The organism is Enterobacter sp. Y17 (assembly GCF_019730495.1).
GTDB lineage: Bacteria > Pseudomonadota > Gammaproteobacteria > Enterobacterales > Enterobacteriaceae > Enterobacter > Enterobacter asburiae_B.
In genome coordinates, this window is the sequence record NZ_JAASKP010000001.1 from 2,425,274 (window position 1) to 2,448,976 (window position 23,703).

Annotated in this window: 23 protein-coding genes, 1 other RNA gene and 1 pseudogene; 9 read left to right on the forward strand and 16 right to left on the reverse strand. The window is 57.6% G+C overall.

All coding sequences use genetic code 11. The annotated features are described in order from the left end of the window. Positions 1 to 180 precede the first annotated feature (180 nt). Positions 181 to 732: a maltose O-acetyltransferase gene (gene maa, locus HCH49_RS11460; RefSeq protein WP_047061252.1), complete on the forward strand. Its 552-nt coding sequence runs from the start codon at positions 181 to 183 to the stop codon at positions 730 to 732. A gap of 117 nt (positions 733 to 849) precedes the next feature. Then, complete coding sequence (locus HCH49_RS11465; protein ID WP_023310598.1) at positions 850 to 1,317, forward strand: YlaC family protein; 468 nt, start codon at positions 850 to 852, stop codon at positions 1,315 to 1,317. Here HCH49_RS11465 and HCH49_RS11470 read toward each other — a convergent pair. Further along, positions 1,289 to 2,749: a PLP-dependent aminotransferase family protein gene (locus HCH49_RS11470; RefSeq protein ID WP_221702703.1), complete on the reverse strand. Its 1,461-nt coding sequence runs from the start codon at positions 2,747 to 2,749 to the stop codon at positions 1,289 to 1,291. The genes HCH49_RS11465 and HCH49_RS11470 overlap by 29 nt on opposite strands. A gap of 101 nt (positions 2,750 to 2,850) precedes the next feature. Between HCH49_RS11470 and HCH49_RS11475 the strand changes: the two genes are divergently transcribed. Continuing rightward, entirely contained in the window at positions 2,851 to 3,561 is a 711-nt protein-coding gene (locus tag HCH49_RS11475) for a GNAT family N-acetyltransferase (RefSeq protein ID WP_221702704.1), read from the forward strand. On the opposite strand, the gene ykgO is transcribed toward HCH49_RS11475, so the two are convergent. Together ykgO and HCH49_RS11485 are read right to left on the reverse strand one after the other, a co-directional pair. Next, positions 3,558 to 3,698: a type B 50S ribosomal protein L36 gene (gene ykgO / locus HCH49_RS11480; RefSeq protein ID WP_003859006.1), complete on the reverse strand. Its 141-nt coding sequence runs from the start codon at positions 3,696 to 3,698 to the stop codon at positions 3,558 to 3,560. The two genes, HCH49_RS11475 and ykgO, sit on opposite strands and share 4 nt — an antisense overlap. 2 nt (positions 3,699 to 3,700) lie before the next feature. Beyond that, entirely contained in the window at positions 3,701 to 3,961 is a 261-nt protein-coding gene (locus HCH49_RS11485; protein WP_006176933.1) for a type B 50S ribosomal protein L31, read from the reverse strand. A gap of 219 nt (positions 3,962 to 4,180) precedes the next feature. Here HCH49_RS11485 and HCH49_RS11490 point away from each other — a divergent pair, with 219 nt between their 5' ends. Beyond that, positions 4,181 to 5,746: an EAL domain-containing protein gene (locus HCH49_RS11490; protein WP_221702705.1), complete on the forward strand. Its 1,566-nt coding sequence runs from the start codon at positions 4,181 to 4,183 to the stop codon at positions 5,744 to 5,746. Here HCH49_RS11490 and HCH49_RS11495 read toward each other — a convergent pair. After that, positions 5,739 to 6,011 (reverse strand): metal-sensing transcriptional repressor, encoded by a 273-nt coding sequence (locus HCH49_RS11495; RefSeq protein ID WP_023310594.1) that lies wholly within the window; start codon positions 6,009 to 6,011, stop codon positions 5,739 to 5,741. The two genes, HCH49_RS11490 and HCH49_RS11495, sit on opposite strands and share 8 nt — an antisense overlap. Before the next feature lie 134 nt (positions 6,012 to 6,145). Between HCH49_RS11495 and HCH49_RS11500 the strand changes: the two genes are divergently transcribed. After that, complete coding sequence (locus HCH49_RS11500) at positions 6,146 to 6,985, forward strand: nickel/cobalt efflux protein RcnA (protein WP_033144785.1); 840 nt, start codon at positions 6,146 to 6,148, stop codon at positions 6,983 to 6,985. Positions 6,986 to 7,020: 35 nt separating this feature from the next. Here the strand turns inward: HCH49_RS11500 and HCH49_RS11505 are convergent, their stop codons facing one another. The 3 genes from HCH49_RS11505 to HCH49_RS11515 all read right to left on the reverse strand — a co-directional run bounded on the left by HCH49_RS11505 (position 7,021) and on the right by HCH49_RS11515 (position 11,975). Then, complete coding sequence (locus HCH49_RS11505) at positions 7,021 to 10,113, reverse strand: beta-galactosidase (RefSeq protein WP_221702706.1); 3,093 nt, start codon at positions 10,111 to 10,113, stop codon at positions 7,021 to 7,023. Positions 10,114 to 10,215: 102 nt separating this feature from the next. Further along, a complete protein-coding gene (locus HCH49_RS11510; RefSeq protein WP_221702707.1) occupies positions 10,216 to 11,286 on the reverse strand; it encodes a LacI family DNA-binding transcriptional regulator in 1,071 nt (356 codons plus the stop codon). Positions 11,287 to 11,363: 77 nt separating this feature from the next. After that, the gene (locus tag HCH49_RS11515; protein ID WP_047173818.1) at positions 11,364 to 11,975 is read right to left on the reverse strand and encodes a YczE/YyaS/YitT family protein; all 612 of its coding nucleotides are present in this window, start codon (positions 11,973 to 11,975) and stop codon (positions 11,364 to 11,366) included. Between the two features lie 86 nt (positions 11,976 to 12,061). Between HCH49_RS11515 and HCH49_RS11520 the strand changes: the two genes are divergently transcribed. Further along, the gene (locus tag HCH49_RS11520) at positions 12,062 to 13,483 is read left to right on the forward strand and encodes a PLP-dependent aminotransferase family protein (protein ID WP_143347463.1); all 1,422 of its coding nucleotides are present in this window, start codon (positions 12,062 to 12,064) and stop codon (positions 13,481 to 13,483) included. Positions 13,484 to 13,564: 81 nt separating this feature from the next. Here the strand turns inward: HCH49_RS11520 and HCH49_RS11525 are convergent, their stop codons facing one another. The 3 genes from HCH49_RS11525 to ffs form a co-directional block, all read right to left on the reverse strand. Beyond that, the gene (locus HCH49_RS11525) at positions 13,565 to 13,780 is read right to left on the reverse strand and encodes a hypothetical protein (RefSeq protein ID WP_023310588.1); all 216 of its coding nucleotides are present in this window, start codon (positions 13,778 to 13,780) and stop codon (positions 13,565 to 13,567) included. Continuing rightward, positions 13,777 to 14,028 (reverse strand): hypothetical protein, encoded by a 252-nt coding sequence (locus tag HCH49_RS11530; protein WP_023310587.1) that lies wholly within the window; start codon positions 14,026 to 14,028, stop codon positions 13,777 to 13,779. Before HCH49_RS11530 ends, HCH49_RS11525 begins: the two co-directional genes overlap by 4 nt. A gap of 260 nt (positions 14,029 to 14,288) precedes the next feature. Next, positions 14,289 to 14,385: signal recognition particle sRNA small type (gene ffs / locus HCH49_RS11535), an RNA gene on the reverse strand. 84 nt (positions 14,386 to 14,469) lie between these two features. Here ffs and HCH49_RS11540 point away from each other — a divergent pair. After that, positions 14,470 to 14,866, forward strand: a pseudogene (locus HCH49_RS11540) (MGMT family protein). 33 nt (positions 14,867 to 14,899) lie between these two features. Here the strand turns inward: HCH49_RS11540 and HCH49_RS11545 are convergent. Continuing rightward, the gene (locus HCH49_RS11545; RefSeq protein ID WP_008503301.1) at positions 14,900 to 15,427 is read right to left on the reverse strand and encodes a YbaY family lipoprotein; all 528 of its coding nucleotides are present in this window, start codon (positions 15,425 to 15,427) and stop codon (positions 14,900 to 14,902) included. A gap of 200 nt (positions 15,428 to 15,627) precedes the next feature. Between HCH49_RS11545 and tesB the strand changes: the two genes are divergently transcribed. After that, positions 15,628 to 16,488 (forward strand): acyl-CoA thioesterase II, encoded by an 861-nt coding sequence (tesB, locus tag HCH49_RS11550; RefSeq protein ID WP_023334719.1) that lies wholly within the window; start codon positions 15,628 to 15,630, stop codon positions 16,486 to 16,488. Between the two features lie 95 nt (positions 16,489 to 16,583). On the opposite strand, the gene amtB is transcribed toward tesB, so the two are convergent. The 5 genes from amtB to HCH49_RS11575 all read right to left on the reverse strand — a co-directional run bounded on the left by amtB (position 16,584) and on the right by HCH49_RS11575 (position 22,503). Then, positions 16,584 to 17,873: an ammonium transporter AmtB gene (amtB, locus tag HCH49_RS11555; RefSeq protein ID WP_023310584.1), complete on the reverse strand. Its 1,290-nt coding sequence runs from the start codon at positions 17,871 to 17,873 to the stop codon at positions 16,584 to 16,586. A gap of 35 nt (positions 17,874 to 17,908) precedes the next feature. Continuing rightward, complete coding sequence (gene glnK, locus HCH49_RS11560; protein ID WP_008503304.1) at positions 17,909 to 18,247, reverse strand: P-II family nitrogen regulator; 339 nt, start codon at positions 18,245 to 18,247, stop codon at positions 17,909 to 17,911. A 220-nt stretch (positions 18,248 to 18,467) separates the two neighbouring features. Next, positions 18,468 to 20,249 carry a SmdB family multidrug efflux ABC transporter permease/ATP-binding protein gene (locus tag HCH49_RS11565; protein WP_039263947.1) on the reverse strand — a complete coding sequence of 594 codons (1,782 nt, stop codon included), beginning with the start codon at positions 20,247 to 20,249 and terminating at the stop codon, positions 18,468 to 18,470. Further along, positions 20,242 to 22,014, reverse strand: coding sequence for a SmdA family multidrug ABC transporter permease/ATP-binding protein (locus HCH49_RS11570; protein ID WP_033144778.1), 1,773 nt, complete (start codon positions 22,012 to 22,014; stop codon positions 20,242 to 20,244). The genes HCH49_RS11565 and HCH49_RS11570 overlap by 8 nt, the downstream gene beginning before the upstream one ends. 30 nt (positions 22,015 to 22,044) lie before the next feature. Further along, a complete protein-coding gene (locus HCH49_RS11575) occupies positions 22,045 to 22,503 on the reverse strand; it encodes an Lrp/AsnC family transcriptional regulator (protein WP_023310581.1) in 459 nt (152 codons plus the stop codon). A gap of 112 nt (positions 22,504 to 22,615) precedes the next feature. On the opposite strand from HCH49_RS11575, the gene HCH49_RS11580 reads away from it, so the two are divergent. Beyond that, positions 22,616 to 23,665: a PLP-dependent cysteine synthase family protein gene (locus HCH49_RS11580; RefSeq protein WP_219773467.1), complete on the forward strand. Its 1,050-nt coding sequence runs from the start codon at positions 22,616 to 22,618 to the stop codon at positions 23,663 to 23,665. The last annotated feature ends 38 nt before the right edge of the window (positions 23,666 to 23,703 follow it).

Consider the following 23,703-nt stretch of genomic DNA (forward strand, 5'->3'; position numbering starts at 1 on the left):
TACGCCTCGTTCTGAGTATTTACCTGTCCCGTTATGCTCCCTGTGCCCAGGCCAGGTCTCCGTGTAAAACGTGTTCATCAGCAGCAATGTTGTGACGTCAGTCACATCGGCTTTTCGGGAACGTTCCCCTTCTGGCCTGTTCCGATTACCCTTCGGTAATAACATCCAGAGAGGTTTCCAATGAGCTTAGAAAAACAGAAAATGATTGCCGGTGAACATTACCGCCCCGGCGATGAGACGTTACGGGCTGACCGACTGCACGCCCGCCATCTGGTTTACCGCTATAACCACACCGCGCCTGATGAAAAAACAGAACGCCAGAACATTCTGGCGGAACTTCTGGGACAAAGCGCAGGCGCTTATATTGAGCCGAGCTTCCGCTGCGACTACGGATATAACATTTATCTGGGCAAAAACTTTTACGCTAACTTCGACTGCGTGATGCTGGATGTCTGCCCTGTTCATATTGGCGATAACTGTATGCTCGCACCGGGTGTTCATATTTATACGGCTACCCATCCCCTGGACGCGGAAGAACGAAACAGCGGCGTGGAGTTTGGAAAACCCGTCAATATTGGCAATAACGTCTGGATTGGCGGCAGGGCTGTCATTAACCCTGGCGTCACCATTGGTGATAATGTGGTGGTGGCCTCCGGCGCCGTCGTGACGAAAGACGTCCCGGCTAACGTCGTCGTTGGCGGCAATCCGGCAAAAATCATCAAAACGCTGTGAGGTTGCGGGGAGTCAACTGTTATAGTCTTTTAGCGCCAGACTGTTACTTTTTTCAGCCTGATGGCTCCCCTAAAATTGGCAGACCCCCTGTATTGTCAACTCTTATGAAGGCAAAAAATGACCGAGATACAGCGCCTGCTTACCGCCACCATCGACGATCTCAACCTCCGCGAAAAGCGCGACAATCGCCCGCGCTTTAGCATTAGCTTTATTCGCAAACATCCTGGACTGTTTGTCGCCATGTATGCCGCGTGGCTGGCGACGCTGATTGTAATGCTGAAGTCCGAAACGCTGGTGGACTCCGTCTGGCTGCTGGTTGTACTGTTTGTCGTCTTTAACGCCTTTTTCTTTTTCGACGTGAATCCGCGCTACCGTTACGAAGATATCGACGTGCTCGATTTCCGGGTCTGCTATAACGGCGAATGGTACAACACGCGTTACGTGCCAGAGGAGCTGATCGAAAACATCATGCACTCTCCGGCGGTTGAAGCCGGGCAAAAAGAGAAGCTGCAGAAAATGGTCTCCACCAAAGGTCAGCTCTCATTCTATGATGTTTTTACCCTTTCCCGCCCTGCTGCTGCGTAATTAACGCCTGCAGGCGTCGGATCCCCGGCGCAAACTGAGAAGCAGAGGTATTGCCGTAACCTAAAACCAGACCGGTTTGCCCCTGCTTCGCCTCCAGGTAGTACCCGCTCAGCGCAGCGGGTGCCAGCTGAAACGCCCTCGCCTGCTCCACCAGCTTCTGGTCGTCAATACCGTCTATCGCCAGCGTCAGATGCATTCCCCCTTCGCCTGCCAGAATGCGATGCGGAGAATGAAGCTCTGCGCTCAGCACCTCACGCAGCTGGCGGTAGCGTTTACGGTAGAGCCGACGCATGGCGGCAAGATGACGGGCATAGTGACCTTCTTCAATGAACAGCGCCAGGGTACGCTGCTCCGCACGATGCCCTCCGCGCAACAGCGAGCCGATGGCCGGGCGAGCCGCTTTCGCCAGCGCTGGCGGTAGCACCATGAACCCCATTCTGAGCGAGGGAAACAGCGTTTTACTGAACGTTCCCAGATACACAACGGGCGCATTGTTGACCATTCCCAGCATCGCTGGTACGGGCTCACCGGCATAACGGAACTCGCTGTCGTAATCGTCTTCAATGATCCACGCGTTGTGCTGCCGGGCCAGTTCCAGCAGCGCCAGCCGCCGCCGCGCGCTGAGCACACTTCCGTAAGGGAACTGATGCGAAGGTGAGGTAAAAATCATTGAGGGCGCAGGCGCATCCAGCCCTTCCCAGCACATTCCCTCGTCATCAACCGGTATTCCCGTCATTGCCAGGCCAGTTTTAACAAACGCACTCTTTGCCCCGCTATAGCCGGGGTTTTCTACCCAGGCGACATCGCCAGGCTCGCTTAACAGCATCGTGCAGAGGTTGACGCCTTCAAGCGCCCCTTCGGTTATCACAATCTGGCTGGCGTCGCAGTCGATACCGCGGGACAGGGCGAGATGCCGGGCAATCGCGGCACGCAGCGACGGCTCGCCGGCCGGGTCGCCATAGCCTAACAGGGCACTTCCCTCCTCGCGCAGGACGCGATCGTACAATCGCCGCCACAGCGGCAAGGGGAAATAGTTAATGGCTGGCGTTCCCGGCGTAAACGCCATCACCGGGGTGTCGCGCGGCACGGGCGCGGGCAGCAGGGCGACCCGTTTTGTCAGCCTGATGTCAGGATCCGGCAATGCCCGGGCAATCGTACGCTGAGCGAATTGCCCCACCCGCGTTCCCTGACGGTTACGCAGTAAATAACCTTCGAGCGTGAGCTGGTCCAGCGCCGCATTGACGGTGTTTCGGGAAACCGAGATCTGCTGCGCCAGCGTTCGCGAACCGGGCAGTTGGCTGCCGGACCGAAGCCTTCCGCCCAGTATGGCCTCCCGCAAAGCAAGATAGAGCGCGCGCTGAAGCGTCTCCTGCCCACGCTTTTTCAGCGCAGCATGGAGCAAAGTGTAAAGCTCATCACCCGGTATATTCATCTTCCCTCCTTGTGGTACCAGAAAAACATAGCCTGGTGGTTCTTTTTAAGGAACCAGCAATTCACTAATCTGGAGATCTTTTCAACGTCATGGAAATAAAGATGAATACATTCAACGAGTTTGGACAACCTGTAGGCGAAGCCCTTATCGACTGGCAGCCTCGTCAGCACCCGTCCCGGGTGGTCCTTCAGGGTCACTATTGTCGGCTTGAGCCGCTGCGCGTGGAGCATGCCCACGCGTTGTTCTCCGCCTATTCCCTGGCTGAAGATACCCGCAGCTGGACGTGGCTGCTGCGTGAACCCGATGCCACCGCAGAGGAGTTTGCCGACTGGGTGGCGAGCGTAAGTGAGTTATCCGATCCCATCCACTTTACCGTTATGGATAACCGGACCCAGTCTCCTGTCGGGACGCTGTCCCTGATGCGGATCGATCCTAAAAACGGGGTCGTGGAAGTGGGGCACGTTCACTTCTCTCCTCTGTTAAGCCGCACGCCAGGGTCGACAGAAGCGCAGTATCTGCTGATGCGATACGTGTTCGATACCCTGGGGTACCGGCGTTATGAATGGAAGTGCAATAGCCTGAACGAGCCTTCCCGTAAAGCGGCGCTGCGTCTGGGCTTTCAGTTTGAGGGGCGCTTTCGTCAGGCGCTGGTCATAAAAGGCCGTAACCGGGATACCGACTGGTTTTCGATTCTCGACAAAGAGTGGCCGGCGCTGGCGAGCGCCTTTGAAAGCTGGCTTGCCACCGACAATTTTACCGCCGATGGCAAACAGATTAGATCCCTGGAAAGCTGGCGAGAAACGCGCGTTTAGCGTCTTTTTTTACGTCCCTGAACCGCCTTAAAGCGCGGATTAGATTTGCAAATCACGTATAAGCGTCCCTTGCGTTTGACAATCTGGCAATCCGGGTGACGCTGCTTTGCACTGCGTAATGAGTTAAGTACCTGCATGATTAGCCCCGCTTCGCATTGAGAAAACCGCCAAAACGCTTGCGGAAGCGCGCTGCGCTGCCGTCCGTGGAGAACGTTTTCTGCTTACCGGTATAAAACGGGTGCGATTTTGAAGAAACCTCAATGGTGATGTACGGATACGTTTCACCGTCGAGTTCAATTTCGCGGTCGGTTTTAATGGTTGAGCCGACTTTAAAGTATTCATTAGCGCTGGTGTCGTGGAATACCACGGTGCGATAGGCTGGGTGGATATTGGGTTTCATCGCAAATCCTTTATGTTTTGTTATAACATAACAAAATAATATCCAGGCGAGGTTGAAAAAACAACCCCTCTCTTCTGACGATAATTTCTCGTATGCCTGAGATAAAATGAAAACCATGCCAACCACGTGCTATAACTATATCATTTCGCGGTAAAATCTTTCTCTTCAGGCAGGGAACTCAATGCCCAGGAACGGGTATACGAGGAAGGACACGACAGCATGAAAACCCGACATCTGGTCAGTCTGGTGACTGGCGTACTTATCTTTTCTGTGCTGGTCCCCATTTGCCTGAGCATCTGGCTGGCCCATCGCCAGGCGGAAGATAAATTCGCCGATGCGCTGGATAACTATGCCTCCCGCGTGCTGGTACGCACCGACAGGGTTGTGGATCAGGCAAAAGAAGCGCTCGATCACCTGCAGGCCTTTGAGGGCGTGCCGTGTAGCCCCTTGCAATTGCGGGAAATGCGCCGGGTCGCTTTCTCGTGGCGATATGTCCAGGAAGTGATTTATATCGACAATCTTCGACCGCTCTGCTCCTCCCTGGAGCAAACCAGTCACGCGTCCCCTTTCCCTCCTCCAATGCGCATTACCGAAGATGGTTACAGCGCGTGGCTGACAACGCAAAACGATCTTGGGTTTAACCGCTACATGACGGTGCTGGGAAAAGGCCACTACCTTGTCATGATCGATCCTGCCTCGCTGGTGGACGTGATCCCTTTCGGCGAGATAGCGATTGATGCCGCCCTGGTAGGAAGCGCAACGCACCGCATATTTGCCAGCAGCAGCAAGCTCGACTCTCACATCCGCGACATGGTTCAGGAGCGGGGTGTGAAAAGCGTGCAGTACAACGGTTCAATGTACGTCATGAAGTCTGTACCTGAGCTTGGGTTTACCGTTGTCGCATGGGCAACGCTCAAACCGCTGGCTGAAACCTGGCACCGGCAGCTTCTTTTCTGGTTACCGTTCGGCATGTTGATAAGCCTGCTCGCCGCACTGTTTGTCCTGCGGATCCTGCGGCGTATCCAGTCGCCGCGCAATCGCCTGCTTGACGCCATTAACAGCCGGGATTTTGTGGTCCACTATCAGCCCATCGTGGCGCTCTGTAGCGGAAAAATTGTGGGCGCTGAGGCGCTGACGCGCTGGCCACAGCCGGACGGAAGCTGCCTCTCGCCGGATATTTTTGTCCCCCTTGCCGAGCAAACGGGGCTCATCTCGAAGCTGACGCAGTTAGTCATCGAAAAGGTGTTTGAAGATATGGGCCACTGGCTGCAACGCTATCCGGATCAGCATATCTCCATTAACCTCGCCCCTGCCGATTTAACCTCCGGCATCCTGCCGCCTCTGTTGAGTCAGCTCCTGAATAAGTGGCAAATCCATCCCCGACAAATCGCCCTTGAGCTCACCGAGCGCGGCTTTGCCGACCCCAAAATTAGCGCACCGGCTATCGCCGCATTTCGTCGTTCGGGCCACCCTGTTTATATAGATGATTTTGGCACGGGCTATTCCAGCCTGAGCTATCTGCAGGATCTGGACGTCGACACGCTAAAAATTGATAAATCGTTCGTGGATGCGCTGGAGTATAAAAACGTGACGCCGCACATCATTGAAATAGCGAAGTCGCTGAAGCTGGCGATGGTGGCGGAGGGCGTCGAAACCGCAGGGCAGCTCGCCTGGCTGCACCAACACGGCGTGCAGTACGGGCAGGGGTGGTACTACAGCAAAGCGCTGCCAAAAACGGAATTTATTCTCTGGGCAGAAAATAACCTCGGCATGCATTCTACTTAAGATAGGATTTCATCACCCGCAACACCACGCCAAGATCGGCTTCACGCTGCGCTTCTTCAGGCTCTTTCACCACATGATCGGTTAAATGCCCTTCGATCACCTGCATCATCATGCCATTCACCGCCCCGCGGATCGCCGCCAGCTGCTGTAACACCTCGGCGCATTCGTGATCGCTGTTGAGCATTTTCTCCAGCGCGGTGCTCTGCCCCTGAATTTTCTTCAGGCGAGTCAGTAACATCTTCTTGTCTCGAACGGTATGTGACATCTCTGTCTCCCTTATTTTTTGGCTTTTAAAGCATATCACGCTCTACTCCCCCTGAGTATTTTTCTACTGGGGGGTAGTATTACGCTACTGGGGGGGAGTAGTATCTCCGCACGCTTTCCACTCCGGAATTTCCCATGACCGATTTTGCTTCACTCCTTCAGCAGGGCAACGCCTGGCTGTTTGTTCCCAGCGCTATCCTGCTCGGTGCGCTACATGGCCTGGAACCGGGCCATTCAAAAACAATGATGGCCGCCTTTATTGTTGCCATCCGAGGCACGCTGAAACAGGCGGTGCTGCTCGGCCTGGCGGCCACGCTCTCCCATACGGCGGTGGTCTGGCTCGTTGCGATGGCGGGATTATGGTTTGGTCGGGGCTGGGATGCACACACGTCCGAACCCTGGTTCCAGCTGATTTCCGGGGTGCTGATCGTTGCGATCGCCCTGTGGATGGCGTGGCGAACCTGGAAAGAGAGCCAGCCGCACGATCATCATCATCACGACCATGATCACCACCACCACCACCATGACCATGTCCATGACCACCATCATGATCATCATCACCATCACCACGAACACTCGCTGGTTGAAGAAGAGTGGCAGGACGCCCACCAGCGCGCTCACGCGCAGGATATTAACCGGCGCTTCAGCGGTCAAAATGTCACCACCGGACAGATCGTGATGTTTGGCCTGACCGGCGGGCTTATCCCCTGTCCGGCGTCCATCACCGTGCTGCTGATCTGCCTGCAGCTAAAGCATTTCGCCCTCGGCGCGACGCTGGTGTTCAGCTTCAGCATTGGTCTGGCGTTAACGCTGGTCGCTTCCGGCGCGATTGCCGCCTTAAGCCTCAAGCACGCGACCAAACGCTGGCCCGGGTTTAGCGAATTCTCCCGTAAAGCGCCGTGGATCTCCGCTGCGCTGATTACCGTAGTAGGGATTTACATGAGCCTGCATGGCCTGAGCGGCATTCTGGCGTAAGACTGCGGCCACGCTCTGTGGCCGCATCTTCATGGTCAGCTAAGGGTCTGCTGCCAGCTGAAGGTATAGCGAAGCTGGCGTGTCTGCAGGAGGAATTCCGGAGAGACGCTGGGGCTCCAGGAGTCGTCGCCGCCCACGCCCATATGGAACGCATCGAGATTGAGCCAGCATCCCGGCTCTTCGCGCAGCAGATGATGATGGGTTGTCTCACGCAGCTGCTGCTGGCCGTAGCGGCTCACCGAGAAATGGAACCGGCCGTTCAGCTGATGCGTTCCCACCACAAGTTCCCGGGTATCGCAGCGCAAACCATTTTCCGTCGGGAAGATATACGGCGTGTGCATGGCCTCGAGAGGTAATGTCCAGCGACCCTGCTGCGCCGCCAGCTTTCTGTCCGGGTAGTTTTCATGCGGCCCCAGCCCCAGCCAGTGAACGTTTTCCGGCGTTTCGGCAAGATGAACGCTCAGGCCAACGCGCGCGGGTTCAGGGATATCAGATGCCATATCGACCTGAATATCGCCATGCAGAACACCCCGATCGTCTACCCGCCAGACTTTACGGCTCATGAACAGGGCTTTGCCGCGATACTCAAGTACGTGCTGGGTTGTGACCACCACGTCGCCTGCGTGCTGCTGTGCCTCACAGTGCAAAACGCGCGAGGTGAGATCGTACATGCCCGACGCTTTCCAGCGCTCAACCCAGGCGTTCGGATCGATCTGCGTCGCCTCGCTCACGCCAATGTCGTTATCCAGCGGCGCGCGGCTGACGTTATCCGTCAGAGGTGAAAGGAGCGTTTCAACGCCGTTTCGCCACCATTGAGTCAGGTGTCCGGATGCGCGATCGAACTGCCAGCGCTGTTGACGATGGGCGATCTCCAGGATGCGATCGTTTTGCGTTAACACCGGCGGCTCGCCCGCCGGGACTGGCGGAGCAATAAAAAGGGGAGCCGGAAGCGGCCACTGCTCCCACGCGCAGCGGTGGTCAGCCGGAGACCACGGCGTTGCCCGCGGCTGGCGTACTTCAACGTTCAGCCAGACCTCACCCGGCCCGGCGTTCAGCGCCGGCAGGTCAATCTCCAGACGCTGGGTGCCTTCAGGCGTCATCGAGAGCGTCACCTCGCCCGCGGCCAGCACGTCCCCGTCCCGGGCAACCGTCCAGTTCAGCACTTCGTTATCGGTGTGGCGGAACAGGTAGCCGCTTTGCACCTCAATCACCAGCGGAGAGGTGCTGACCCGCGTAAAGGTAAAGAACTGCTGGGCGCGCTGCGCCTCGTACAGCGCCGGGTGCGGCAAGCGATCGGGGAACACCAGCCCGTTTAGACAGAACTGCCTGTCGTTCGGCTTATCGCCGAAGTCTCCGCCGTAGGCCCAGAACGCGTTGCCCTTTTCGTCCCGTTTCGTCAGGGCCTGATCGACCCAGTCCCAGACAAACCCACCCTGCAGGCGAGGATGGCTGCGAAACGCTTCCCAGTATTTCGCAAACCCGCCAAAGCTATTTCCCATCGCGTGGGCGTATTCACAGAGGATCAGCGGGCGCGTTTCGTCCGGCATGCCGATCCATTTCTTGATTGACCATTTAGGCACTGCCGGGAAGGGCTGATCCCGATCGACCCGGGCGTACATCGGACAGACAATATCGGTCGCCGCCGTGTTCGCGCCGCCGCCTTCATACTGCACCGGACGCGTAGGATCGGTGGTTTTCAGCCAGCGGTACAGCGCATCGTGATTCGCACCGTGGCCCGACTCATTGCCCAGGGACCAGATGATAACCGAGGGATGATTACGATCGCGCTGCACCATGCGGGTCACCCGCTCGCTCATCGCGGGCAGCCAGCGCGGATCGTCAGCAAGGCGGCTCATCGGCACCATGCCGTGCGTTTCGATATTGGCTTCGTCAACGACGTACAGCCCGTAGCGGTCGCAAAGCCGGTACCACATGGGATGGTTAGGGTAGTGCGAGCAGCGCACGGCGTTGAAGTTGTGCTGCTTCATGATTTCGATATCGCGGCGCATGGTCGCTTCGTCCATCACCTGGCCGTTTTCCGGGTGATGCTCGTGCCGGTTAACCCCGCGGATCAGCAGCGGTTTACCGTTAAGCTTCAGCAGGCCATTGCCGATCTCAACGCGGCGGAAGCCCACGTCGCACGCCTCAACCTCCAGCACCTCACCCTGCGGGTTAAGAAGCGCAATCGTCAGGCGATACAGTTCTGGCGTTTCAGCGCTCCAGAGCGCGGGCTGGTCGACGGGGATCGCTGCCGTTAGCCGCTCGGCCCAGCTGCCGCGCTCGTCGACGATGGCAGATCCTGGCCGCCGGGAAACGCTGGCGCATTTTTCACCCGTGCGCCACAGGGTCATGACCACCTCGCAGTCTGCAAAGCCAGCGCCTGCCAGCGCGACATCCACCTTCAGCACCGCGCGATCCAGCTCCTCATTCAGGTCCGTCACCACGTGATAATCGGCAATCTGCGTCTCGGGTTTATGCAGCAGCGTCACATCGCGGAAGATGCCGCTCATGCGCCACATGTCCTGATCTTCCAGATAGCTGCCGTCGCACCAGCGCAATACCATGACCGCCAGGCGGTTCTGCCCGGGGCACAAGGCCGCCGAGAGGTCAAATTCGGCGGGCAATCGGCTGTCCTGGGAATAGCCCATCCACTGTCCGTTGCACCAGAGATGGAACGCCGAGTTCACGCCGTCGAAGATGATGCGGGTCTGCCCGCTCCGGAGCCAGGCGTCATCCACCTCAAATGTGAGCGAGTAACAACCGGTCGGGTTTTCCTGCGGCACAAAAGGTGGGTTAACGGGGATAGGATAGGTGACATTGGTATAGATGGGCGTGTCGAACCCCTGCATCTGCCAGTTAGACGGCACGGGCATCGCAACGGCATCGGCGCAATCTTCGGTTACCCATGCCTGAGGAACCTGCTCCGGCGCGGTAAAGTAGCTAAACCGCCATAGCCCGTTGAGAACGTGCCTGCTGGCGGATCCAGCATCATCTCTGGCAGAGGGTTCATTGCGCCAGCTGTGTAACGGCGCGTGTGCGGCCAGACGGTTCCACTGGGTGACGCCAGGATTTTCCCAGTCCCGACGGGCCAGAATGGCGCTGAGGGTCAGCGGTGAAGTGGTAGACATAGTAACCTCTTTGCGAAGCGCTCACAATTTTGGTTAACATGCCCTGGCACCCGGCAACGGTAAAGCGTTCAATCGCGGGGTAGCGAGTCCGATCACAAAGTTTTATTTGCGGGCAATCTGCTCGGCAAGCAGTGCCAGACTTCTGAGCTGCTGCGCCAGATCCTCGCGTTCGGCCTGCTTAGGGTTGCGCCGTGCGCTGGAATGACGGGTAACCAGCGTCACCGGCAGCTGAACCTGCCGGCACGCTTCGCCCCCGGAAGGCGCCAGCAGCCACTCCACGCTGCGTTCGCCCGCCTCGCGAAACGCCTGACGAATGGTTGTCAGCGGCGGGGAAAACCAGGCGCTGTCGGCCGTATCGTCAAACCCTACCACCGAAAGCTGGCCAGGGATCGCGATCCCTTTTTCCGCGCAGGCGCGCATCACCCCGAGCGCCATCTGATCGTTCGCCACCAGAATCGCGTCCGGTAATGCCGCCCCCGACAGCAGCACGTGTCCCTTCTCATAACCGCTGGCCGCGCTCCAGTCACCGTAGGCCACAGCCGCTGCGTTAAGACCCGCCTGCGCCAGCGTCGCTTTCCAGCCCGCCAGGCGCGCCCGCGCAGAGACCGAGCTTTCCGGCCCGCTCAGCAGGGCAATGCGCTGATGCCCCAGAGAAAGCAGATGCTCAACGCCCAGACGCGCCCCCTGCTCCGCGTTAAACACGAGGCTGTTTACCCGCGCTGAGGGCGATACATCGAGGAACAGCACCGGGACGGGCGACGCCAGCGCCCCGATCTCTTCGGCGTGCGGATCGTCAAGCGGCACATTCACCAGCAGCGCGTCCACCCGCTGTGCCAGCAGCGCCTGAAGCGCGGCCTGACACTGCCGGGGTTGCTCCACCATGGAGATAAGGACGCTCGCCCCCTGTTCCGCCGCACGCGATTTGACTGCCGACACAATTTGCGAAGGCGCGTGCAGGGCCAGGTCGGTGGTGATGAGGCCCAGCGTACGGGTGCGTTTCCCCGCCAGCTGCTGCGCCCGAAGGTTAGGAACGTAGTGCAGCTCCGCCATCGCCTGCTGCACCTTTTCTCGCGTGCGGGCAGAGACATGTTCCGCGTCGTTAATGACGCGGGAAACGGTCTGATAAGAAACCCCCGCAAGGAGGGCGACATCATAGAGAGTGATTGCTTTCATGCTTTCTGGCATCGCGATTTTCGAAGCGTCTATTCTGGCACAGCGACGCCGTTAAAACATGTGAGCGCTTCGCAAAATTAAACAACCCGCTCCGGCTGGGGTATTTCCGCAATGCGTGGCTTCTGGCGGAACCAGGGCAGGCAGAGCTGGATAAGCGGGCCAATGGTCAGTGCATACAGTACGGTTCCCACCCCAAACGTGCCGCCAAGCACGCACCCAATCAGCAGAACGGACACCTCAATTGAGGTACGCACGCTGCGAATGGACCAACCCAGTCGGGCGTGAATGCCGGTCATCAGGCCGTCGCGCGGGCCTGGCCCGAAACCGGCCCCGATGTACATGCTGGTCGCAATCGCGTTCATCACGATGCCCGACACCAGGAAAGCAATTCGAACGGCTAGCGAATCCAGCTCCGGGATAAGCGCCATGCTGGCGTCTGCCGCCAGACCGATACAAATCACGTTGCTGATCGTGCCAAGGCCCGGCATCTGGCGCAGCGGGATCCACAGCAGCAGCACCGCCGCGCCGGTCACAATGATCACCGTCCCGATAGTCATCCCCAGCTGCATCCCCACCCCGAGGTGAAACACATCCCAGGGATCGACACCCAAATCGGAACGAATAAACATCGCGGTGGAAAGGCCATACAGTCCTAAACCGACATAGAGTTGTAGCAGACGACGTACCATTTTTATCTTCTCCAGTGAACCAGGCTTTCATCCTGACCTAAAATGGCACTATGATTAATGTCCAGTTTTCAAATAGTGGACTGCATATGTCATCACGTCGCTTCGGAAGCCAGTCTCTGGTACGCCTTTTAGGCCACTGGCAGCAAGCCTCATCCCGCACCCCGCTCTGGCGACAGCTGGCCGACGCGCTGCGTTTGTTAATTCTTGATGGGCGTCTGGCACTGAATACGCGGCTGCCGGGCGAGCGTGAGCTGGCCACGGCGCTGGACGTGAGCCGAACCACCATCAGCAGCGCGCTCGCCCACCTGCGTGAAGAGGGGTACCTTGAAAGCCGCCACGGCAGCGGGTCACGGGTCATTCTCCCTGACACGCGCGCCGTTCCCACCCTTTCCGCGGCGAGCGCCGCACTGGATCTCTCCACTGCCGCCCTGAATGCCGGGCCGGAGATCCATCAGGCTTATGCCCATGCGCTCACGGCCATTACCCCGCATCTCTCGCTGACGGGCTACGATCAGCTGGGGCTACCGACGCTGCGGGAGGCCATCGCTGCGCGCTATACCGCGCGGGGCCTTCCCACCCGCGCAGACGAAGTGATGGTGGTTAATGGCGCCGTCAGCGGCTTTGCGCTGGTGCTGCGGATGATGACCGGGCCGGGGGACCGCGTCGTGGTCGATCATCCCACCTATCCGCTGGCGATTGCCGCCATTCAGGGGGCGCAGTGTCGGCCAGTCGGGGTGTCGCTGCCGGAAACCGGCTGGGATACGGATGGCTTTGCCGCAACGCTTGCCCAGACGGCGCCGCGTCTGGCCTACCTGATGCCAGATTTTCATAATCCGACCGGGCGCTGTATGGATATCGCCACCCGTCAGGCCATCACGGATATTGCAGCCCAAACCCGCACGGCGCTGGTGGTGGATGAAACGATGGTGGATCTCTGGTTTGATGCGCCTCCCCCGCCACCGCTGGCCGCCTTTAACCCGCAGGCCACCGTCATCACCTTAGGCTCTGCCGGAAAAAGCTTCTGGGGCGGGCTGCGTCTCGGCTGGATCCGTGCCTCATCGCGCATCATCGCCACCCTTGCCCAGACGCGGGATACTCTGGATTTAGGCTCGCCGCTGCTCGAACAGCTGGCAATGCGGTGGCTCATTAACAACAGCGAGACGTTTCTGCCCGCACGCCGGAAGATGCTGGCGGAACGGCGCGATCGATGTGGTGACCTGCTGCGCGAACATTTCCCGGAGTGGAAATTCCACGAGGCGGAAGGCGGGCTCTCTTACTGGATAGAGCTCCCGGGCATGCTGGCGACACAGCTTGCCGCGCGGGCAGAAATAATCGGGATTAACCTGGGAACCGGGACGCGATTTGGTTTATCGGGGGCGTTTGACCGCTATTTACGTATGCCCTTCTCGCTGGAATCGACAGAGCTTGAGCAGGCGTTGCTTAGGATCAAACCGTTATGGCTCGCCCTGAATAAAAACGTGCCATCGTTAAAACGCAGCGTGATCTGATATTTAAATATTTGAAGCAGATCATAAAATAAAAACTGCTGACTGTAATATATGCAGTCAGCAGTTTTCACTGGTCAGGGTTTAATGCTGAGGAGGAATAGGAAAGCCTTTTAGTGAAATAACGAAGTTATCACCGTCTTTCTTTATTTTTGCACCGGTATCACACCAGTCAGACGCAATACGAAAGAACTCATCGCTTCCAACATTCCAGCCAAGACGTACATGCTTCACGTAGCCTGAACGCAACAGATCGCAGGCCTCGTTGTAGTCACTGGCGGTTGACAGTTGTTGTTTCATTTTCTCTTCTTCAGAAGTTTACGTAGCGCCTTGATTTCTTTAGGAGTAAATGGAGAAACGCTCTCTTCTTCCGTATGCTGATTATCAATATCCTCTTCCGATACTCCCGCCTCTTCTACTGCTTCGAACGCCAGCAGCAGCAATTTCTCTGTCGTCACGCTTAAATTCTCGTTATTGACTTCCGCATAGTGGCGAAGCCTTTCTTTTAGCGCGTCATCAATCTTAACGTTTAATACCGCTGTAGCCATGTTTGTCACTTCCCTTCGGAATAAGTACTTTATTTAATACACGAACTTAACAATGTTATCCAGATATATATTTTTTTGAGTTATGGAACAAAATAACCGTCCGATTATAAAATGACAGTCTATTATTACAGGTTTATGACAATAATATTTCAGTGCAATGAAATATATATTACACGATACAGGCGTAGTTTTATTGTGGAGTAATGCTTTGAGGGAGAGGTGAAGCTGAAGAATCTTATGAGGCCACAAATGGGTGGGGGCCCTGCCAGCTACATCCCGGCACACACGTCGTCTGCCCTGGCTGCTTCCTTCCGGACCTGACCTGGTGAACAGAGTAGCGTTGCGGGAGAACCAACAGAGCCCCCATTGAGAGCGTTGATAACCAACGCGCTGGCGCATTATCCCTGTGCTAAAGCCCAATTGCAAGCGACCAGCAACCGGATGCTGGTTTCTTGCGCAAACAGGCGCAGCAATCATGAAGATCTTCGTTTACCATAGCTTTCCAGAAACTCCCACAGGTAAAGGTATGGACGAACACGACTCCTTTCCACAGCGCGTATGGCAAATCGTGGCCTCAATCCCGGAAGGCTACGTCACCACCTATGGTGATGTCGCGCGTCTGGCCGGTTCCCCGCGCGCGGCGCGACAGGTTGGAGGCGTCCTGAAACGGCTGCCGGAAGGCAGTACGCTGCCCTGGCATCGGGTGGTGAACCGTCATGGCGCCATTTCGCTCACCGGGCCGGATCTCCAGCGCCAGCGTCAGGCGTTACTTTCAGAGGGTGTGCAGGTGTCAGGGTCGGGTCAGATCGATTTGCAGAAGTTTCGCTGGGTGTATTGACCCCTCTCCCGGAGGAGAGGGGAAATGCAGAAATTACATCTGAGTCGGTGGAGTTGGCAGAGACGGCTGATTGGTCTGCGGTGCGACCGGCACTTCGGTCTGCTGCACCGGCACCAGGTTCAGGTCGATTTTTGTCCCACCGTTGTTGATCGCTTCCTGGACCGTATCGGTGATAAAGACCAGCTTGCCGTTGATGGTTACCGCTGCGCTCAGCAGGATACGGGCGTTAGGCTGCACGTCCGACGGGTTATACGGCAATACGAAGCTAAACGGCGCCTGCTTGCCTTCAGTACGGACCGCACGCTGGGCAACGACTTTCGACGGCGCGTCGGCCAGAGAAGCATCAGACAGCGTTACGGTTAATACCGCATCCGGCGGCAACGCCACTTTCTGTTTAATCCAGATGGTACCGGAAACGTTAGGTTGCTGAATGGATTGCTGCGAAAGGGTATTAATCCCGTTCGGGTCGGCTGCTGGTACTGGCACTTGGGCGCTTTTACCGGCACAGGCGGACAACGCCACCGCAATAGCTACACCACTTAGCATGGGCACGAGTTTCATTGAAGTCTCCTTATCAATGCACCAGCGGGATCGATCCCATCCGATGTCGTTTCAATCACATAACGTATTCAAGTGTGGCACAGATCACCGATTTATGCCTGAAAACGTGCCGATATTCAGATTATTCTACCCATCGGACCACTTTCATTTCTGCGTTATACTCTGCCTATCTTTCGCTACGGCGTTTATTGAGGACAACTATGAGTCAGGCACTGAACAATCTGCTGACATTACTGAATCTGGAAAAAATTGAGGAAGGACTCTTTCGCGGACAGAGCGAAGATCTCGGCTTACGCCAGGTCTTCGGGGGGCAAGTCGTTGGACAAGCTCTGTACGCAGCAAAGGAGACTGTCCCGGCAGACCGTCTGGTGCATTCGTTCCACAGCTACTTCTTACGCCCTGGCGATAGCGCAAAACCGATTGTGTATGATGTTGAAGTCCTGCGAGACGGCAACAGCTTCAGCGCACGCCGCGTAGCGGCCATTCAAAACGGCAAGCCAATCTTTTACATGACCGCCTCTTTCCAGGCGCCGGAACCCGGCTACGAACATCAAAAAGTGATGCCCCCGGCTCCGTCGCCCGACTCTTTAAAATCAGAGACGGATATCGCCCGCGCGCTGGCGCATCTGCTTCCGCCGCAGGTCAAAGAGAAATTTCTCTGCGATAAGCCTCTGGAGATCCGCCCGGTTGAGTTCCACAACCCGATGAAAGGCCATACCGCCGAACCGAAGCGCCAGGTCTGGATCCGTGCCAACGGGACCGTGCCGGAAGATTTCCGCGTGCATCAGTATCTGCTCGGCTATGCGTCAGATTTCAACTTCCTGCCGGTGGCGCTGCAGCCGCACGGGGTTGGTTTCCTGGAAAAAGGGATGCAGGTCGCGACGATCGATCACTCCATGTGGTTCCACCGTCCGTTCAACATGAATGAGTGGCTGCTTTACAGCGTGGAGAGTACGTCAGCGTCGAGCGCGCGCGGGTTTGTGCGCGGGGAGTTTTATACTCAGGATGGCGTGCTGGTCGCGTCTACGGTGCAGGAAGGGGTAATGCGTAATCGCGGGTGATTGTGTGCGGCCTGATGCCCTCACCCTGACCCTCTCCCACGGGGAGAGGGAATACACAATAAAAACGGCAACCTGGGTTGCCGTTTTGCTGTTTATCAGGCGTTATACGCATTCTCGCCGTGGCTGTTGACGTCCAGGCCTTCGCGCTCCTGCTCTTCCGGTACGCGCAGACCCACCGTCATATCCGCCAGCTTATAGCCAATGAAGGCCACAACGGCAGACCAGACAACGGTGATAGCAATACTTTCCAGCTGCACCAGCACCTGATGAACCATGGTCACGCCTTCTGCGTAGCCCACGCCACCGAGCGATTTCGCGGCGAAGATACCGGTCATGATACAACCCACGATACCGCACACGCCGTGAACACCAAACACATCGCATGGGTCGTCAACGCGCAGCACACGTTTCAGTGCGGTCACGCCCCACAGACCCGCCAGACCGGACACCAGGCCGACCAGCAGCGCGCCACCCACGCCGACATAACCACACGCTGGCGTAATGCCAACCAGACCAGCAATGGCACCCGAACAGGCACCCAGCAGAGAAGGTTTACCGCGTACCGCCCACTCGCCAAACACCCAGGAGAGGATTGCACCCGCCGTGGCCACAACGGTGTTCACGAAGGCCAGCGCGGCGATTTCGTTTGCAGCACTTGCCGAGCCGGCGTTGAAGCCAAACCAGCCAAAGTAGAGGATAGCCGTACCGGTAAACACCATCGGCAGGTTGTGCGGTTTGAACGCTTCTTTACCGAAGCCCACGCGTTTGCCAATCAGGTAGGCACCCACCAGACCCGCTACCGCGGCGTTGATGTGTACAACGGTACCGCCCGCGAAGTCCAGCGCGCCGTGCGTTGCCAGCAGACCGCCACCCCAGACCATGTGCGCAATCGGCACATAGGAGAGCGTCATCCAGACCACCACGAAGATCAGCACGGCAGAGAAACGGATACGCTCGGCGAGCGCGCCCACAATCAGCCCGACGGTAATACAGGCGAAGGAGCCCTGGAACGCAACGTGGATGTACTGATAGAAACTACCCATCAGCGCGGTCAGCTCAATATTTTTCAGCATCACCCAGTCGAAGTTACCAAAGAACGCGTTGCCCGTACCGAACGCCAGCGAGTAACCGTAAACCACCCACAGCACGCAGACCAGTGCGAACGTCACGGCAACCTGCGTCAGCATGGAGAGAACGTTTTTGCCACGGATCAGGCCGCCGTAGAACAGCGCAATGCCCGGAATTGACATGAACAGCACCAGCGCGGTGCTGATCATCATAAAGGCGTTATCGGCTTTGTCGACCACCGCAGGGGTAGCAGCCAGCGCCAGGCCCGGCAGCAGAGCCAGCGAACCCAGACCCGTTTTAAGTGTTGCTATCTTCATTTTCTCGATCCCTATCACTGTGTGCCAGGCGTTATTTACAATGCCGCTTCGTCAGATTCGCCGGTACGGATGCGAATGACGCGCTGCAGTTCGGCAACGAAAATTTTGCCGTCGCCAATTTTGCCGGTATAGGCCGCTTTGCTAATGACATCAATGACTTCATCAAGCTGATCGTCAGCAATCGCGACATCAATTTTTACTTTTGGCAGAAAGTTAACGCTGTATTCCGCCCCGCGATAAAGCTCGGCATGACCCTTCTGACGACCAAAGCCTTTCACTTCGGTGACAGTCAGTCCCTGAATACCCATTGAAGACAACGCTTCACGCACGTCTTCGAGTTTGAATGGTTTGATTACAACCGTAACCAGCTTCATAGATCCCCTCCAGTCAGAATTCGGTAATGGCCGCAGCTTACGCAGAAGGTATTGCAAGGGGTGTGCCAGAAATGAAAACGAGGGGGAACGGCGGCGCACAGAGCATTACGCGGCCGTAATAAACAAACAGGTGAAAAAAAACGCACCATGCCGGTGCAGGGTGCGTTTCAGTTTTGCACCAACAGGAATGACTGTTAGCGCGTCGCCTCATTTTGGTGCATCAGGCGCTAAGCGACTCTTCATCACGCACGCTGGCCGCCAGCTCTTCGCCCGCCAGCTGCAGCTGGTACATCTGCCAGTAGCGCCCTTTGGCTTCCAGCAGTTCACGGTGCGTACCGCGTTCAACGGCCTGTCCGCGATGTAACACCAGAATGGTATCGGCATCGACGATGGTGGAAAGACGGTGGGCAATCACCACCAGCGTCGTATGGTCGCGTACGGCGGCCAGCGCCTGCTGAATGGCCTGTTCGGTGCCGGAGTCAATACTGGCCGTGGCTTCATCCAGAATCAGTATCTGCGGCGTTTCAATCAGCACCCGCGCCAGTGCCAGGAGCTGCTTTTGCCCGACGGAGAGATTGTTCCCCTGCTCGCCCAGTTTGGTATTGATCCCATCGCTAAACCCGCGCGCCAGCTCTGCCAGCTGCACTTTTTCCAGCACGTCCCAGACCTGCTCCTGGGAGTAGTCTCGCCCCAGGGTCACGTTGGCGTAGAAGGTATCGGCCAGCACGACCGGATCCTGCTGCACCATCGCGACGCCTTTACGCAACACGGTGTGGCTGAGAGACGCGAGCGGGCGCCCATCGAGGCGGATTTCGCCGTGCGTGACCGGATAATAGCCCATCAACAGGCTGGCAAGCGTGCTCTTACCGCTGCCGGTATGCCCTACCAGCGCCACGAAACCGCGCGACGGAACGTCGAGCGTGATGTCCTGCAGCACCAGCCGGTCTTCGCGATAGGCAAACGAGACGTTATCAAAGGCGATAGTCCCGCTTTGCAGAGGCCGCTCGTCATTGCCGTAGGCCTGGCGCGGCCTGTCCATCAGCTCAAACACGCGCTCACCGGCGACCACCGCCTGCTGCAGCATCGATTGCTGGGTGGTAAGCTCGATCAACGGCTCGTTAAGGCGTCCGAGATAGCTGATAAAGGCGTACAGCACGCCCACTTCAATCGTACCGTTTGAGCTCAGCCCGAAGAGCATCAGCAGCCCGCAAAGCACCAGCGCCGAGAAAAGGCTCAGCAGCGGACGCAGCAGGAAACCATCAAGCCGCAGCGTCTGCATACGCGCCATGTAGTGCGAACGGCTGGCTTCCCCCATGCGTTCGCCAAAGCGCGCCTGCTGGCGGAACTGCTGGATGACGCTCATGCCGTTGATCACTTCGTTGAAGCCATCGTTAATGTCGGCCAGATACGCGCGCACCCGACGCACAATCGGCGTGCTGTAGCGCTGGTAAATGACCATGACAATCAGCACCGCCGGGAAGATGGTGATCGCCACCAGCGCCATGCGCCAGTCGAGGCTGAACATCGCCACCAGCATCGCGCCAATCAGCGCCGCGCTGCGTAACACCGTCGCGACCACGGTAACGTACAGATCGCGGATCACCTCGGTATCGTTGGTTACGCGAGAAATCACCTGCCCGACCGGCTGGATGTCAAACTCGCTGAGCGGCTGGCGAAGCGCCGCGTCCATCACATCCGTACGCAGCTGCTGAACGACGCCCACGGCTGCGCGGTTAAACAGCAGCGACTGCGCATAGTGCAGCCCTGCCGCCGCCAGCTGCAGGCCAACGTAGGCCACGCCTAAGCCCGCCACCAGCCCCAGCGGAAGGTAGCTTTTGGCGACCATGTTGTCGATAAAATAGCTGATGAGCAGCGGACCGCTCACTTCAGCAATCGCCGCAATCCAGAGTAGAAGCACGGCCACGGAGAGCGGTTTACGCCACGGCGAGCCGTAGGCCAGCAGACGTTTGAGCGTCGGCCACATCGTTCCGAGCTTACGCATTAGCGGCCTCCTCATCCTGCTCCGGCGCATCGTCCAGCGCCGCCTCAAGCTGTTGATAGCGGTACATATCGCGATACCAGCCCGGCTGCTCGGCAAGCGTTTCATGCTGCCCGCGCTGGGCAATGTGCCCGTGCTGTAAGACCACAATTTCGCTGGCTTCGGTGAGCGCCGACAAACGATGGGCGCTGATTATCACCGTGCGCCCGTCGCCCCACTGGCGCAGGTTATGCAGAATTTGATGCTCGGTACGGCCGTCCACGGCGGAAAGCGCATCATCCAGGATCAGAATTTCAGCATTCAGCAGCAGCGCGCGGGCAATCGAGATACGCTGCTTTTGCCCGCCGGACAGCATGACGCCGCGTTCCCCGACTTCCGTTTCGTACCCCTGCGGCAGACGCAAAATATCATCATGAACGCTGGCCAGACGCGCCACATGTTCAATCTCTTCCTGCGTCGCCCCGGGGCGTCCCAGGGCAATGTTGTTTGCCACGGTGTCCGAAAATAAAAACGGCGTCTGGCTGACGACCGCCAGTCGACCGCGCCACTCGTCCAGCAGCAGTCTGGTCAGGGGAATATCGTGAAAGCGGATATCGCCCTCGGTGACGTCAAAGTGGCGCTGAAGCAGAGAGAGCACGGTACTTTTGCCGGATCCCGTCGGGCCGCAGATGCCCAGCATTTGCCCTGGCTGAAGCGTAAAGCTAACGTTCTCCAGCACCGGATGCTCCGTATGCGGATAGACAAACTTGCGGACGTCGACGGTCATGACGCCGCGCCCTTCCGGTACGGCCTCGCTACCGTCGATGACCACCGGCGCTTCGGCCAGCATGGCGCGAATGCGGCTGTAGGCAGCGCTGCCGCGCTCCACGATGTTAAACATCCAGGCCAGCGCCAGCATCGGCCAGATCATGAGCCCCAGATACATCGCAAAGCTGGTCAATTGCCCCAGGGTAAGCGTGCCCTGCACCACCATCCAGCTTCCGCCGCCAATCGCCAGCATATTTGCCATGCCGATTGCGATATAAATCGTCGGGTCAAAACGGGCGTCGATACGCGCGACGCGCATGTTTTTCGCCCCCGTGTCTGCCGCATCGGCGGCAAACAGCGCAGACTGACGGTCTTCCAGGCCAAACGCTTTGATCATGCGGATGCTGGTCATGCTCTCCTGGGTGCGATCGTTCAGAGACGAAAACGCCGCCTGCGCCAGCTTGAAGCGCTCGTGCAGCTGTTCGCCATAGCGATTGATCGCCAGCGCCATGATCGGCATCGGCAGCAGGGCGAGCAGGGTCAGCTGCCAGCTGATCTGCGTGGACATCACGATCAGCACCGCGCAGCCCATCACCAGCGAGTCCACCAGCGTCAGCACTCCTTCCCCGGCGGCAAAGACCACGCGATCGACGTCGTTCGTCGCGCGGGCGATGAGATCCCCGGTGCGATGACGAAGATAAAATTCGGGATGCTGTCGGCTCAGCTGGCGGTAAAAATCTTCACGCAGCTCAACGGCCAGCTGATAGGACGCACCAAACAGCAGCACGCGCCAGACGTAGCGCAGCAGATAAACAATGACCGCCGTCAGCACCAGCGTGCCGACCCACATCAACACCCGTGCGGTGGTGTAATGCTGTTCGGTGACGCCATCCACGACGTACCCCACCACTTTCGGCGGGATCAGCTGCAGGATGGCAATAATAATAAGCAGGGCGACTGCACCGAGGTAGCGTTGCCACTCCCGACGAAAGTACCAGCTTAGTTGGGCAAATAATCGCACGCGGTTTGTTCCTGAAGGTATTTTACGAAGTTATTCAATGGGTAATGCTGTGGTGTATTTAATCTGTTCCATGGCGAAGCTAGAGGTGACGTCCGACAAACCCGGGACGCTGTTCACCAGCCGCTTGTAGAAATCATCATAGCGCTTCATGTCGGCCACCTGGACGCGCATCAGGTAATCATACTCTCCGGCCATACGCCAGAAACCGAGCACCTCGGGCATCTCAGACACCTGAGTGACGAAGCGGCAATACCACTCGCTGCTGTGATGCTGGGTTTTTATCAGCACAAATGCCGTCAGCCCAAGCCCCAGCTTTTCGGGATCTAACAACGCAACGCGCCCCAGAAGAATGCCGTCATCTTCCAGCTTCTTAAGCCGCTTCCAGCACGGGGTGGTGGTCAGATTAACGGCATCTGCCAGCGCCTGCAAAGAGAGGGTACAGTCATTTTGCAGCAATGAAAGGAGCTTGCGGTCAATTTTATCTAGCATACCCACCTCAGAGAGAAAATTTTTCTCTCTTCATTCTATTTTAAAGGCCAGATAGCAACAATTTTTTCTGTGCTTTTCGCTATCCTAGGCACAAAATGACAAACGGATAACGATGATGAATAGCACCTGGGTTAAACATGCGATCAGCGAAATCAATGCCGACTATCAGCGCTCGGCGGATACGCACCTGATTCGCCTTTCCCTGCCGGGATTTGACGGCATTCAGCTCTATCTGAAAGATGAAAGCACCCATCCCACCGGTAGCCTGAAGCATCGCCTGGCGCGCTCGCTGTTTTTATACGGTTTATGTAACGGCTGGATTAAAGAAGGCACCACTATTATTGAATCTTCGTCCGGTTCAACGGCGGTGTCCGAAGCCTATTTCGCCCGCCTGCTGGGCCTGCCGTTTATCGCGGTAATGCCGTCCTGCACCGCAAAACGCAAAATCGAACAGATCGAATTTTACGGCGGACGCTGCCACTTTGTGGAAAGCGCCTGCGAAATCTACGCCGCCTCCGAAATGCTGGCCCGTGAGCTGAACGGTCACTATATGGACCAGTTCACCTTCGCCGAGCGCGCGACCGACTGGCGCGGCAATAACAACATTGCCGACAGTATTTTCCGCCAGATGACCCACGAACCGCATCCGGTTCCGTCCTGTATCGTCATGAGCGCCGGTACCGGCGGCACGTCAGCCACGATTGGACGCTACATCCGCTGTCAGGGATACGATACCCAACTGATGGTGGTTGACCCGCAGAACTCCGTGTTCCTCGACTACTGGCAAAACCGCAATGCGGAGCTGCGCAGCCCGGTGGGCAGTAAAATTGAAGGGATTGGCCGCCCGCGCGTGGAGCCCTCTTTCATCCCCGACGTCGTGGATGAGATGATGCGCGTGCCGGATGCCGCAAGCGTGGCAACGGCGCACTGGCTGGAAACGCAGCTGGGGCGCAAAGTGGGCGCATCGACGGGCACAAATATGTGGGGCGCACTGCAGCTTGCCGCCCGTATGCGCGAAGAGGGCCGTACCGGTTCCATCGTCACGCTGCTGTGCGACAGCGGCGAACGCTACCTTGAAACTTACTACAACGCGGAGTGGGTGCAGGCCAACATCGGCGATATCGCTCCGTGGAAAGCGCAGATTGCAGAACTGGTGAAATAAAAAAAGCCAGACCGAAGTCTGGCTTGCTGGAAGGGTCT

Coding starts and splice junctions, on each gene's coding strand:
- HCH49_RS11490 (WP_221702705.1), top strand. CDS start 4,181: ATGAAAACCCGACATCTGGTCAGTCTGGTGACTGGCGTACTTATCTTT.
- HCH49_RS11525 (WP_023310588.1), bottom strand. CDS start 13,780: ATGAAACAACAACTGTCAACCGCCAGTGACTACAACGAGGCCTGCGAT.
- HCH49_RS11485 (WP_006176933.1), bottom strand. CDS start 3,961: ATGAAACCCAATATCCACCCAGCCTATCGCACCGTGGTATTCCACGAC.
- HCH49_RS11545 (WP_008503301.1), bottom strand. CDS start 15,427: ATGAAACTCGTGCCCATGCTAAGTGGTGTAGCTATTGCGGTGGCGTTG.
- tesB (WP_023334719.1), top strand. CDS start 15,628: ATGAGTCAGGCACTGAACAATCTGCTGACATTACTGAATCTGGAAAAA.
- glnK (WP_008503304.1), bottom strand. CDS start 18,247: ATGAAGCTGGTTACGGTTGTAATCAAACCATTCAAACTCGAAGACGTG.
- HCH49_RS11565 (WP_039263947.1), bottom strand. CDS start 20,249: ATGCGTAAGCTCGGAACGATGTGGCCGACGCTCAAACGTCTGCTGGCC.
- HCH49_RS11520 (WP_143347463.1), top strand. CDS start 12,062: ATGTCATCACGTCGCTTCGGAAGCCAGTCTCTGGTACGCCTTTTAGGC.
- ykgO (WP_003859006.1), bottom strand. CDS start 3,698: ATGCAGGTACTTAACTCATTACGCAGTGCAAAGCAGCGTCACCCGGAT.
- maa (WP_047061252.1), top strand. CDS start 181: ATGAGCTTAGAAAAACAGAAAATGATTGCCGGTGAACATTACCGCCCC.
- HCH49_RS11575 (WP_023310581.1), bottom strand. CDS start 22,503: ATGCTAGATAAAATTGACCGCAAGCTCCTTTCATTGCTGCAAAATGAC.
- HCH49_RS11515 (WP_047173818.1), bottom strand. CDS start 11,975: ATGGTACGTCGTCTGCTACAACTCTATGTCGGTTTAGGACTGTATGGC.
- HCH49_RS11495 (WP_023310594.1), bottom strand. CDS start 6,011: ATGTCACATACCGTTCGAGACAAGAAGATGTTACTGACTCGCCTGAAG.
- HCH49_RS11500 (WP_033144785.1), top strand. CDS start 6,146: ATGACCGATTTTGCTTCACTCCTTCAGCAGGGCAACGCCTGGCTGTTT.
- amtB (WP_023310584.1), bottom strand. CDS start 17,873: ATGAAGATAGCAACACTTAAAACGGGTCTGGGTTCGCTGGCTCTGCTG.
- HCH49_RS11470 (WP_221702703.1), bottom strand. CDS start 2,749: ATGAATATACCGGGTGATGAGCTTTACACTTTGCTCCATGCTGCGCTG.
- HCH49_RS11505 (WP_221702706.1), bottom strand. CDS start 10,113: ATGTCTACCACTTCACCGCTGACCCTCAGCGCCATTCTGGCCCGTCGG.
- HCH49_RS11475 (WP_221702704.1), top strand. CDS start 2,851: ATGAATACATTCAACGAGTTTGGACAACCTGTAGGCGAAGCCCTTATC.
- HCH49_RS11580 (WP_219773467.1), top strand. CDS start 22,616: ATGATGAATAGCACCTGGGTTAAACATGCGATCAGCGAAATCAATGCC.
- HCH49_RS11465 (WP_023310598.1), top strand. CDS start 850: ATGACCGAGATACAGCGCCTGCTTACCGCCACCATCGACGATCTCAAC.
- HCH49_RS11530 (WP_023310587.1), bottom strand. CDS start 14,028: ATGGCTACAGCGGTATTAAACGTTAAGATTGATGACGCGCTAAAAGAA.
- HCH49_RS11510 (WP_221702707.1), bottom strand. CDS start 11,286: ATGAAAGCAATCACTCTCTATGATGTCGCCCTCCTTGCGGGGGTTTCT.